The 12732-nt window shown below is 40.7% G+C and carries 5 protein-coding genes; all 5 read left to right on the forward strand.

Annotated elements, in window-relative coordinates; genetic code table 11:
* Positions 1-5019 (forward strand): ZmpA/ZmpB/ZmpC family metallo-endopeptidase (locus tag M1R56_RS04330; RefSeq protein WP_248034736.1); only part of this gene is annotated, 5019 nt, incomplete at its 5' end.
* 157 nt (positions 5020-5176) lie between these two features.
* Positions 5177-5737 carry a redoxin family protein gene (locus M1R56_RS04335; RefSeq protein ID WP_075232420.1) on the forward strand — a complete coding sequence of 187 codons (561 nt, stop codon included), beginning with the start codon at positions 5177-5179 and terminating at the stop codon, positions 5735-5737.
* Between the two features lie 9 nt (positions 5738-5746).
* Positions 5747-6862, forward strand: coding sequence for a peptide-methionine (R)-S-oxide reductase MsrB (gene msrB, locus M1R56_RS04340; protein ID WP_248034737.1), 1116 nt, complete (start codon positions 5747-5749; stop codon positions 6860-6862).
* Between the two features lie 78 nt (positions 6863-6940).
* Positions 6941-7048 carry a helix-turn-helix domain-containing protein gene (locus tag M1R56_RS04345; protein WP_148131649.1) on the forward strand — a complete coding sequence of 36 codons (108 nt, stop codon included), beginning with the start codon at positions 6941-6943 and terminating at the stop codon, positions 7046-7048.
* Positions 7049-7206: 158 nt separating this feature from the next.
* Positions 7207-12681: an SIALI-17 repeat-containing surface protein gene (locus M1R56_RS10050; protein ID WP_282434669.1), complete on the forward strand. Its 5475-nt coding sequence runs from the start codon at positions 7207-7209 to the stop codon at positions 12679-12681.
* Positions 12682-12732 lie beyond the last annotated feature (51 nt).

The raw sequence follows: 12732 nt of genomic DNA on the forward strand, positions 1-12732 counted from the left end.
GAAGCAGGTCACGAAGGTGAATCCCTAGTTCAACCAGAAGCCCCAGCTTACACTAGCGAGCATAGTGCTAAAGGCACGCAAGAAGAAGGCCACGAAGGCGAATCCCTAGTTCAGCCAGAATTGCCAGCCTACACCGGCGAGATTAGTGCTAAAGGCACCCAAGAAGCAGGTCACGAAGGTGAATCCCTAGTTCAACCAGAAGCCCCAGCTTACACTAGCGAGCATAGTGCTAAAGGCACTCAAGAATCAGGTCATGAAGGTGAATCCCTAGTTCAACCAGAAGCTCCAGCTTATACCGGCGAGATTAGTGCTAAAGGCACGCAAGAAGAAGGCCATGAAGGCGAATCTCTTGTTCAGCCAGAAGCCCCAGCTTATACAGGTGAGATTACAGCCAAAGGAACCCAAGAAGCAGGTCACGAAGGTGAATCCCTAGTTCAGCCAGAGTTGCCAGCGTATGAAGTAGCTGAAGCAACTGTCACAGAAACTGAAACAGTAGCAGTTCCATATACAAAGGAGTATGTAGCTGATGATACTCGTTACACTGATGAAGAAACAGTGATTCAAAACGGTCAAGCAGGAAGTCAGCTGATTCATCGTGTCTATAAGACAGTCAATGGCCAAAAAGTTGGGGACCCAATCAGCACGAGTACAGAAATTGTTACGGCGCCAGTAAACGAAAAAATTAGTCGTGGTACCAAGGCTATTGAAGGTCAAGTTGAAGAAGTTTCGTTTGAAGAAATTCCTTTCGAGACAAGAACAGAAGTAGACAGCACTCTTCCGAAGGGAACAGAAGTTGTTGCTCAAGCTGGTCAAAACGGTAAGAAAAAGATTACCAAAGTCTATAAGACTCTTAAGGGCGTGAAAACTGCGGATGCTCCAACGATTTCAGAGGAAGTTGTTGAAGCAGTTCAAGATCGTATCATCAAAAAAGGTGATCAAATCCTGACTGAGCCAACGTTGACCCTCACTCATATAGATAAAGAAGAATTAGAGCGTAGTGCCAAGGTTCGTTACCAATTGGTTAAACCAACAGGTGTAACCATTAAATCTCTTGAAGTTGTCTTGAAAGATGGTGATACTAGCCTTCAAACAGTCAACATGTCTGAGGGAGACCTGACTGCAAATCTTACAAACTTGAAATACTACAAGGACTACAAGATTGCGACTAAGATGGTTTACGATCGTGGAAATGGGAATGAAGAAGTAGTTCTCACGGAAGAACCACTGCGACTTGATCTCAAAAAAGTCGAAGTCAAAAACATCAAGGAAACCAGCCTTATCAGTGTTGATAACCAAGGTGTAGAAACTGATAATAGTCTCTTGTCAGCAAAACCATCAGATGTTAAACCTTATTACTTGAAAGTGACAACTCATGATAACAAGGTTACAAGACTAGCTGTTGACAAGATTGAAGAAGTTACTGTAGATGGTAAAACATTGTACAAAGTAACTGCCCAAGCCCCTGATTTAATTCAGCGTAATTCAGACAACAAGTTCAGTCAAGAATATGTCCATTACTTTGCTAAGCCAAAAGCTCATGAAGGTGATGTTTATTACGATTTCAATGATCTTGTAAAGGCCATGCAGGACAATAAAAATGGAACATTTAAACTAGGTGCTGATCTTAATGCAGCTAATGTTCCAACACCAAATAAACAATATGTACCTGGTAAGTTTAGTGGAACTTTAACAAGTGTTGAAGGAAAGCAGTACACAATCCACAATATGGCTCGTCAATTGTTCGATAATATCGAGGGTGGCTCGGTTACAAATGTTAACCTAGGTAACGTTGATATCAATATGCCTTGGGCTGAAAATATTTCACCACTTGCAAGAACGATTAAAAATGCTACAGTTGAGAATGTCAAGGTGACTGGTAGTGTTCTTGGTAAAGATGGTATTGCTGGTATTGTCAATAAAGCAGATGTTGGTGGCCTACTTAAAAATGTCGCATTCATTGGTAAACTTACTGGTGTTGGTGACAAAGGCTGGGATATTGGTGGTATTGCCGGTGAAATTTGGAGAGGGAATATCAAACACGCTTATGTAGATGCTGATATTACAGCAAATAAAGCTCGTGTTGGTGGTCTTCTTGCTAGATCTGATAATGGTTCGGATCCTAATGGAATCGACAAGTATGCTTCTGTTCGTAATGCTGTTACTAAAGGAACCATTAATGTTAAGACACCTGTTGAGGTTGGTGGATTCATTAGTAAAAACTGGACATGGGGTAGAGTTGCTGATACTGTTTCAATGATGAAAGTTGAAAATGGTGAAGAGTTCTACGGTTCAAAAGACTTAGACGAAGAAGACGGTTACTATACAAACGATTGGATTGAGCGAAACTATGTTGTTAAAGATGTCAGCTCTGGTAAACGTTCATTCAAACGTTCTCGTACTAACAGAATTCAAGAAATCAGTCTTGAAGAAGCAAATAAAAAGATCGCTGAATTCGGTATCACTGCTGATACGTTTGAAATTAAACCTCTTGTTGAGGATACTCTCAATAATAAGAAAGTAAAAGCTGATACTTATAAAGATACTCAAGATTACGATGCCTCTCGTGAACTTGCCTACCGTAATATCGAAAAATTACAACCTTTCTATAATAAAGAATGGATCGTAAACCAAGGAAACAAACTTGCTGCAGGCAGTCCTCTCTTGACTAAAGAAATCTTGTCTGTAACTGCCATGAAAGGCAATGCCTTTGTGACAGAATTGGCTGACGCTGACCATATTATGGTTCATTATGGCGATAAGACCAAAGACATCTTTACTGTTTCGTTGAAAGAATCTAAGGTCAAACAAGTGAAAGAGTACAGCATTGCTGAACTTGGAGAAGTTGTTTACACTCCGAACATGGTTGACAAAGACCGCAGTGATCTCATCAATGCTATCGTTGAAAAATTAAGCCTAGTAGAATTGCAATCAGATCCTATCTACACACACCTAGGTAGAACAGGACAAAATAAAGTTAACGCTATAAAAGATCTTTACCTAGAAGAAAGCTTCAAAGAAGTCAAGGATAATCTGGCTAGATTTGTGAAACAGTTGCTTGAAAATGAAGACCATCAATTAAACACAGATGAAGCTGCTAAACGTGCCTTGATCAAGAAGATTGATGACAACAAGGCTGCTGTTCTTCTTGGTTTGTCTTACCTCAATCGTTACTACGGAGTTAAGTTTGATAACTTCAATATCAAGCAACTCATGTTGTTCAAACCAGACTTCTATGGTAAAAATGTCAATGTGTTAGACTTCTTGATCAAGATTGGTTCCAAAGAAAATAACATTAAAGGTGATAGAACTTTAGAAGCTTATCGCGAAACTATCGGTGGAGTTATCGGTATCGGCGAGTTAAACAGTTTCTTAGACTATAATATGCGTCTATTCACAGAAGACAAAGATCTAAATGATTGGTTCATTAAAGCAACTAAAGATAATGTCTATATCGTGGAACCAAAAACAACAACTCCTGAGTTTGCTGATAAGAAACACAGAGCCTATGAAGGATTAAACAACGATATGCACGGTAAGATGATTCTTCCCCTTCTGAACTTAAAAGATGCACATATGTTCTTAATCTCAACATATAACACTATGGCATACAGCTCATTTGAGAAATATGGCAAGTATACTGAAGCAGAACGTGAAGCATTCAAGAAAGAAATCGATAAAGTAGCCAAAGGTCAACAAAACTACCTAGACTTCTGGTCACGCTTATCATTGGATAAAGTTCGTAATCAACTACTTAAGAGCAACAACATGGTACCTACACCGGTATTAGATAACCAAAACTATAAAGGTATTAGCACAGACCGTTACGGCCACACTGCTAGTGGTAAAGACGTTGCTCCGGTACGTGAATTATATGGACCAACAGGTCGTTATCACGCAACAGACGGTCGTATGGGAGCAGTAGCTCGTGTTTATCCTAAACCATATAAAGATGATTCTGTTTTCTTCATGGTGACAGATATGATTAGTGACTTTGGTATTTCAGCCTTTACTCACGAAACAACTCACGTAAATGACCGTATGGTTTATTTAGGAGGTTCGGGACATCGTGAAGGTACTGATTTGGAAGCATTCGCACAAGGTATGCTCCAATCTCCTGCAGAGTCAAGTCCAAACGGTGACTTTAAAGCTCTAGGATTAAACATGGCCTACGAACGTCCAAATAATGGAAACCAATGGTACAACACAAATCCAAATGACCTTAAATCTCGTGAAGAAATTGATCGTTACATGAAAGGCTTCAATGATACTCTCATGCTTCTTGATTACCTTGAAGGAGAGGCTGTCCTCAATAAAGCAAATCAAGATTTAAATAACGCTTGGTTCAAGAAGGTTGATAAGCAATATCGAGGAAATAACACCAAGAATCAATTCGATAAGGTTCGACCTTTAAGTGATGATGAAAAGACTATTCCTTTGCGTACAGTTGATGACTTAGTTACGAATAACTTCATGACCAACCGTGGTCCAGGCAACAGAGTTTACAACCCAACTGACTTTGATTCTGCTTATGTCACTGTACCTATTACTGCAGGTATCTACGGTGGGAACACAAGTGAAGGTGCTCCTGGAGCGATGTCATTTAAACACAATACTTTCAGAATCTGGGGTTACTATGGCTATGAAAAAGGCTTCCTAAACTATGCTTCTAACATGCTAAAAGCTGAATCTAAAAAAGCTGGTAAAGATACTTTAGGTGATGATTTCATCATTAACAAGATTTCTGAAGGAAAATTCAACAATCTTGAAGATTGGAAGAAAGCATACTTCAATGAAGTTGTAACAAGCGCTAAAAAAGGAATTCAATCTATTGAAATTGATGGTAAAACATACAATAGCTATGAAGACTTGAAACGTGCATTTGCTGAAGCAGTTGATAAAGATAAGGCTACTCTAAGTAAGGGATCTGTCAAATTTGACAACACCGTTTCACTTAAAGAAAAACTTTTTAAGAAACTTCTTCAACAAACAGATAGCTTTAAAACTTCTATCTTTAAATAATCCAAAACTCTCATCTGCTTAGCAGGTGGGAGTTTTTTGTAATCAAGAAGCTTAATGATTTTCCAAACAGATTCTAAGTATTTTTAGCAAGGTAGGTATATAATAGAACTATAAAGCAAATATCTATATTCATATGATAACGAGGAAGGTGATGAAGATGAAAACATGGCAAGCAACTGTATTGGTCTGCGCGAGTCTGGTCTGTCTATCGGCTTGTAACAATCAGATGGAGAACCAAGCTGATAAGCAAAATGGAGACAAAAATGCACAAGTTAGCTCTCAAATGGCAAAACAAGGAGAAGAAGTTCCAGACTTTTCACTGACGGGAGTTGATGGTAAAACCTATCGCCTATCAGATTATAAGGGCAAAAAGGTCTATCTCAAATTTTGGGCATCTTGGTGCTCTATTTGTCTAGCTAGTTTACCTGATACCGATGAGCTGGCAAAAGAAGCAAGTGATGACTATGTCATCTTGACAGTGGTTTCTCCTGGTCAAAAAGGAGAGCAAGCAGAAGAAGCCTTTAAAAAATGGTATCAAGGATTGGACTATAAAAATCTCCCTGTCCTTCTAGACCCTTCGGGACAACTCTTAGCAAGTTACGGAGTCCGTTCTTATCCGACCCAGGCCTTTATTGATAAAGAAGGAAAACTAGTTAAGATCCAGCCAGGTTTTATGGATAAGGCAAGTATTGTAGAGAGTTTGAAAAGCATAGATTAGAGGTTACTCATGAATGATAAGTTAAAAACAATTGTATTCATAGGAATCATCATTTGTATTATTATTGGACTTTTATTTTTTTGGGAAAAAAGAAGCACAAGCTACACTGATACTTCTCAAATTGAGAAGGCAGCTGTTAGCCAAGGTCAAGGTGTTAAGAAAAAAACTGTGCTAGATAAAAATGCTGACCTACATGAAATCTATCTAGCGGGAGGCTGTTTCTGGGGAGTTGAAGAGTATTTTTCAAGAGTAGCAGGTGTGACAGATGCTGTTTCTGGCTATGCGAATGGCAGAGGAGAAACAACCCAGTATGAATTGATCGGCCAAACAGGCCATGCTGAGACTGTTCATGTGACCTACGATGCCAATCAAATTTCTCTAAAAGAAATTTTGCTCCATTATTTCCGCATTATCAATCCAACTAGTAAAAATAAGCAGGGCAATGATATGGGGACTCAGTACAGAACGGGAGTCTACTATAAGGACGAGCAGGACCTAGAAGTCATCAATCAAGTTTTTGAACAAGTTGCTCAGAAGTACGACCAGCCTCTAGCGGTTGAAAAGGAACCCTTAAGCAATTTTATCGTGGCTGAGGACTATCACCAAGATTATCTTCAGAAAAATCCAAATGGATATTGCCATATCAATGTCAATCAAGCATCCTATCCTGTTATTGATGCGAGTAAATATCCAAAACCGAGTGACGATGAATTGAAAAAACTCCTCTCTCCTGAGGAATATGCAGTGACTCAAAATAGTCAAACAGAACGGGCCTTTTCAAATCGTTACTGGGATAAATTTGAAGCAGGTATTTATGTGGATGTAGCAACTGGTGAACCACTCTTTTCTTCGAAAGATAAATTTGAATCGGGCTGTGGTTGGCCTAGCTTTACCCAGCCTATCAGTCCAGATGTTGCGACCTACAAGGAAGACAAGTCCTACAATATGGTCAGAACAGAAGTCAGAAGTAGAACTGGTGATTCCCATCTAGGGCATGTCTTTACAGACGGACCTAAGGACAAGGGAGGGCTACGCTATTGTATCAATAGTCTATCCATCCGTTTTATTCCTAAGGATCAAATGGAAGAAAAGGGTTATGGTTATTTGTTAGATTATGTTGAGTGAACGTGATATTCTTAAAAAGAATTTACTAGAAATACATTTTAATTCATAAGAAGTGTAGAATTTGGATTTTAGAAGCGGTTGGGCAATTTAATCGAACGTGTAGGTATTACTCCCGCAAATCTTTCAATACTGAAAACAGGCAAGGCTAAAGCTATCCGTTTTTCAACGCTTGAAGCTATCTACTAATAACTGGGTCGCTAGCCAGATGGTATATTGGAATATGTACTTAAATAAAAATATCGATTTATCTCGAAAATATTTTGTAAAAAAATCAACAAAATATTATAATAAGATTATGAAAACGGAATAAAGGAGATGTCTTTAAGGACAAGAACAAAGCTGATATGGAAGATAGAAAAAAGTTACAAAAATTTGCCATTCGTAAACTGAGCATGGGGGTGGGCTCGGTATTGATTGGACTTGCCTTCATTGGAGGAGCACTTGAACCCAAACTGGTTCAGGCAGATGAAACCAAGCAAGTTTCCTTTCACTATTTATCGGAATCGGAGTTGACAGCTGCTGAACGTGAACTCATTCACCATGAATTACCACAAGATCTTAGTCAAGAGAGCTATTATCTAGTCTATCGTAAGCAGGGACAAGCCGTCTTACCTCAAACAGGATCAGTCACCTTCCCCTTGGCTGGTCTTGGTCTTCTGACGGCTAGTTTGGTGGTTTTCCTATTTTCTAGGAAAAAGCCTTCTAAGATAGTTGGAGTGTTATTGATTGCTTCTGTAGGTAAGAGTTTATTACTCCCTTATCAAGTATTTGCTTTTGAACACAAGGACTTACTAGCTTATGATCAGACTAAAACCCTTGTCTCTGCAGATGGTTTCTCTCAAGGTATTATTGACATTAAAGGCTATGATTATGTCGGTTATTTATTAGAGTCCGATTTAAGAGGGACGGGGCAAGATCTAACATCTAGTGCAAATCCAGAAATTCCTGCAAAACCAGTAAATCAAGCAGCCGTTCATGAAATTCCCGAATTCACAGGCGGCGTATCAGGCGAATCCTTGGTTGAGCCAACAAAACCAACATTTGAGGGTGGTGTTAATGGCCAAGGGGCAGTAGCTGAAAGCTTACCAGAGTATACACCAGAATTTAGCAGTCAAAGTGGCATCCCAGAAGTCCACGAGAAACCCGCCTTTACAGGCGGTGTATCAGGTGAATCCTTGGTTGAGCCAACAAAACCAACATTTGAAGGTGGAGTCAATGGCCTAGGAGCAGTAGCTGAAAGCTTACCAGAGTATACACCAGAATTTAGCAGTCAAAGTGGCATCCCAGAAGTCCATGACAAAGCAGACTTTACAGGTGGCGTATCAGGCGAATCCTTGGTTGAGCCGTCTAAACCAACATTTGAGGGTGGTGTTAATGGCCAAGGAGCAGTAGCTGAAACCCTACAAGACTATGAAGGTGGTGCAGTTCCAGTTGAAACTTTGAAACAGGAAATCCCAGACTTTACAGGCGGTGTATCCGGCGAATCTTTAGTTGAACCACCTAAACCAACATTTGAAGGTGGCGTCAATGGCGCGGGTACAGTAGCTGAAGCTTTGCCAGAGTATATCCCAGAATTTAGCAGTCAAAGTGGCCTTCCAGAAGTCCACAACAAACTAGAATTTACAGGTGGTGTATCGGGAGAATCTTTGGTTGAACCGTCTAAACCAACATTTGAGGGTGGCGTCAATGGTCAAGGTACAATAGCCGAATCCTTGCCAGAGTACACACCAGAATTTAGCAGTCAAAGTGGCCTTCCAGAAGTCCACAAAAAACCAGACTTTACAGGTGGCGTATCAGGCGAATCCTTGGTTGAGCCGTCTAAACCAACATTTGAGGGTGGTTTTAATGGCCAAGGAGCAGTAGCTGAAACCTTACCAGAGTATGAAGGTGGTGCAGTTCCAGTTGATACTCTGAAACAAGAACATCCTGAATTCACAGGTGGAGTTAATGGTGAACCACTTGTTGAGCCGTCTAAACCAACATTTGAGGGTGGCGTCAATGGTCAAGGAGCAGTAGCTGAAGCCTTGCCAGAGTATAAAGCAGAATTTAGTAGTCAAAGTGGCGTCCCAGAAGTCCACAACAAACCTGAATTTATAGGTGGTGTATCTGGCGAATCCTTAGTTGAGCCAACAAAACCATCATTTGAGGGTGGCGTCAATGGCCAAGGTGTAGTAGCTGAAACCTTACCAGATTATGAAGGTGGTGCAGTTCCAGTTGATACTCTGAAACAGGAACATCCTGAGTTCACCGGTGGCGTATTCGGCGAATCCTTAGTCGAGCCAACAAAACCAACATTTGAAGGAGGCGTCAATGGTCAAGGTACAGTAGCTGAAAGCCTACCAGATTATGAAGGAGGCGCAGTCCCAGTTGATACTCTGAAACAGGAACTCCCTAGCTATAGTGGTGGTGTGAATGCCACTGAAGCGCTCGTTCAAGATGCAAAACCGACTCTACATGTTGAAGTCCGAAAAGAGTTGATTCCTAAACAAACTAGGGAAAAAATTGATCCAGACATGCTTCTTGGTGAAACAAGAATTGAGCAAGTCGGTCAAGATGGTGAGAAAGAGATTGTTACCAGCTATGAGGAAAAAGATGGGAAACGTATCTCAGAACTCAAAGAAACAACACGGATTTTAACAGAAGCTAAAGATCAGATTATCGTCCGTGGTAGTAAGAAAAATGTAGAGATAAAACCTGTACCAGTCCTTACTCTTTCTAATATTACTGGAAATTCGATGGGCCGTTCAGCTCGCTTAAGCTATAACTTGGACAAGGCAGATGGCGTTACCGTTTCAAAAATCAGTGCCACTATTAAAGCCAAGGGGCTAGAGGATCAGACTCTTGACTTGACGAGTGATCAGCTGGAAGCAACAGTTGATAATCTAAAACTTTATACGGATTACACCATATCTACAAGGATGGTCTTTAATCGTGGTAAGGGTGAGGAGAGCACTCTGCTTGAGGACAAGAAGATTCGTTTAGAGCTTAAAAAGCTAGAAATAAAAGATATCAAGGAAACAAGCCTTGTTAAGGTTGAAAATGGCAAAGAGTCTGTGATTCAGCACTTGACAGAAGTGCCAAGGAATTTGGAAGATTACTACCTCAAGATTAGTTCAGAGAGCCATAAGACCAGCCGTTTAGCCATCAAGTCAATTCAAACTGAGAGAGTAAACGGAAAAGAGTACTACAAGGTAACTGCTGAGGCGACTGACTTGATTCAACGGAATGCTCAGAAAACCTTTGAAGCAGGATACAGCTACTACTTGGCTAAGTCAAGTACAGATTCAGCTACGATTGCTGGTGTAAAAGAATACGCTTATCAGGATATACAAGATTATGATAGCCGCTATGATCAAGCCTATCGCAACCTTGAAAAATTGCAACCGTTCTACAATAAAGAATGGATTGTAAATCAAGGAAATAAGCTGGATCTTGATCACAATCTAGCCAAGAAAGAGGTAATCTCTGTTATCGCCATGAAAGGGAAAGACTTTGTGACGGACCTGTCAGCGGCAGATCATATCATGGTTCATTATGCAGACAAGACCAAGGATGTGTTTGCAATCACCTCGCAAAATTCTGGTTTGACTGCTGTTAAGGAATACAAGATTTCTGACTTGGATGTGCTTTATACTCCAGATATGCTGGTTAAGGAGCGTTCAGCCCTAGCTAAGGACTTGACATCTATCCTGAAAACAGTGGACATACAGTCGGATGGAGTTTATCGAATCCTAGATGATCAAACCACTAGCCTTGATAAGAAGGTTGAGGCAGTGAAGAACTGGTATCTAGAAGAAAGCTTTGCAGAGGTCAAAGCGCAGCTGGGAAGCCTGGTTGATAAGTTACTTACAAACCTAGACTACCAGTGGAATGATTCGCCTGCTAGCATGGCTTCCTTGAAGCAAAAAGTTCAGGACAATCAATCAGCTATCATGCTGGGACTTGCTTATCTTAATCGCTATTACGGTATCCGATTTGCGGATTACAATCTGAAAGAACTTATGCTCTTTAGACCACATTTTTATGGGCAAAATGTGGATATCTTGGATCGATTGATTGAACTTGGTTCAAGAGAGAACAACCTAAAAGGCGACCAGACTCATGAAACCTTTGCTAGAGTTCTAGCTAAGGATACAAAATCTGAAGATTTACATGCCTTCTTAGACTACAACAGACAGTTATTGACGACTGACAAGGATATGAATGACTGGTTTGTGAATGCCACCAAGGGCCATGTCTACATAGCAGAGCGAGCTTCGAAGAATCAAGAAATTGCAAATCGGAAGCATCGGGCTTATGACAATCTGAATAACTGGTTGCATCGCAATATGATTCTGCCTTTGTTGAATGTCAAGAAGGCACAGATGTTCCTGATTTCCAACTACAATACCATTACTTTTGGATCAGCAGATAAATCTGGCAAAACAATAGACCAGATGAAAGCTGACATTGATTTAGTAGCGGACCGCCAGTTGACTTACTTGGACTTCTGGTATCGACTTGCTACTGATGAAGTTAAAGACCGTATGGTTAAGAGTGACTTTAATGTAGCTACACCAGTTTGGGAAGGCTATCGCGTTGATGGACGTGGCTGGGTAGAGCGTTATGGACATACCAGTGGTATGGAAGACTACGCGCCAATTCGTGAGGTATTTGGACCAGCGGGTCGCTACTATAAAGACAATAAGCTAGGAGCCTATGCCTCTATCTATCCTAAAATTAATGCCAGAGATGCTGTTCACTTTGTAGAAATCGATATGATGAGTGAGTATGGTTTGTCTGTCTATACTCATGAGACAACTCACGTCAACGATCGCATTGTCTATCTGGGTGGCTACAAACATCGTGAAGGAACCTATGTAGAAGCCTATGCTCAAGGTATGCTCCAGTCGCCAGCTGAGGAAGGGCATCAAGGTGAGTATGGTGCTCTTGGTCTTAATATGGCTTACATGCGACCAAATGATGGGGATCAGTGGTACAATCCAGATCCAACCAAGTTGCAAACACGCCAGCAGATTGACCACTACATGAAAGGTTATAATGAGACCTTGATGCTTCTAGATTATCTGGAAGGGGACCGCGTTCTTGCTAAGAATGATCTGGCTTTGAAGAAGGCTTGGTTCAGCAAGATGACCAAGCAAATGCGTCATCAGGACCAAGATAATAAACTCCTTGCTCCAAACCAGTGGGACTATGTCCGTCCATTGACAGATGAGGAAGCCAAGACTCAGCTAAATTCTGTGGATGACTTAATCAAACATAACATCATCACCAATAGGCATTACCAAGGAACTTACCGACCAGAAGAACTCAAGACAGCTTATGTCAATGTCAAGATGGTGGATGCTATTTATGGTGGAAATACAAGTCAGGGAGCTCCAGGAGCCCTATCCTTCAAGCATAATGCCTTCCGTATGTGGGGTTATTATGGCTACGAAAATGGTTTCCTAGGCTATGCTTCTAATAAATACAAGGATGAGGCGTTAAGCGAGGGACGTGACACCCTTGGAGATGATTTCATCATCCAGAAGGTTTCGAAGGGCAAGTTCCAGAACTTGGAAGAATGGAAGAAGGCCTGGTTTGACGCTATTATTGCCAAGGCAAAACGAGGAATTCATAGTTTTGAAATTGATGGCCAGCAAATTGATTCTTACGAGAAATTGCAAGATTTGTTTGACCAAGCAGTAGAAACGGATTACCGAAACTTTAAGTATGGAGGCTCAGTTGCAAACTATACAGTAGCTCTGAAGAAAAAAGTCTTCCAAAAACTATTACAGGTTACAGATGCCTTTTCATCTGAACTCTTTCCTAAAGGATAGATAAAAAGTCGGTGTGATAAAAGAGAATGCTATGTTCAGATTTTCTTAGAA

It is taken from the genome of Streptococcus sp. oral taxon 431 (genome assembly GCF_023115445.1).
Taxonomy (GTDB): domain Bacteria; phylum Bacillota; class Bacilli; order Lactobacillales; family Streptococcaceae; genus Streptococcus.

Bases quoted from the DNA above. Each gene is read 5' to 3' on its own strand.
- msrB (WP_248034737.1), top strand. From the start codon at position 5,747: ATGAATGATAAGTTAAAAACAATTGTATTCATAGGAATCATCATTTGT.
- M1R56_RS10050 (WP_282434669.1), top strand. From the start codon at position 7,207: ATGGAAGATAGAAAAAAGTTACAAAAATTTGCCATTCGTAAACTGAGC.
- M1R56_RS04335 (WP_075232420.1), top strand. From the start codon at position 5,177: ATGAAAACATGGCAAGCAACTGTATTGGTCTGCGCGAGTCTGGTCTGT.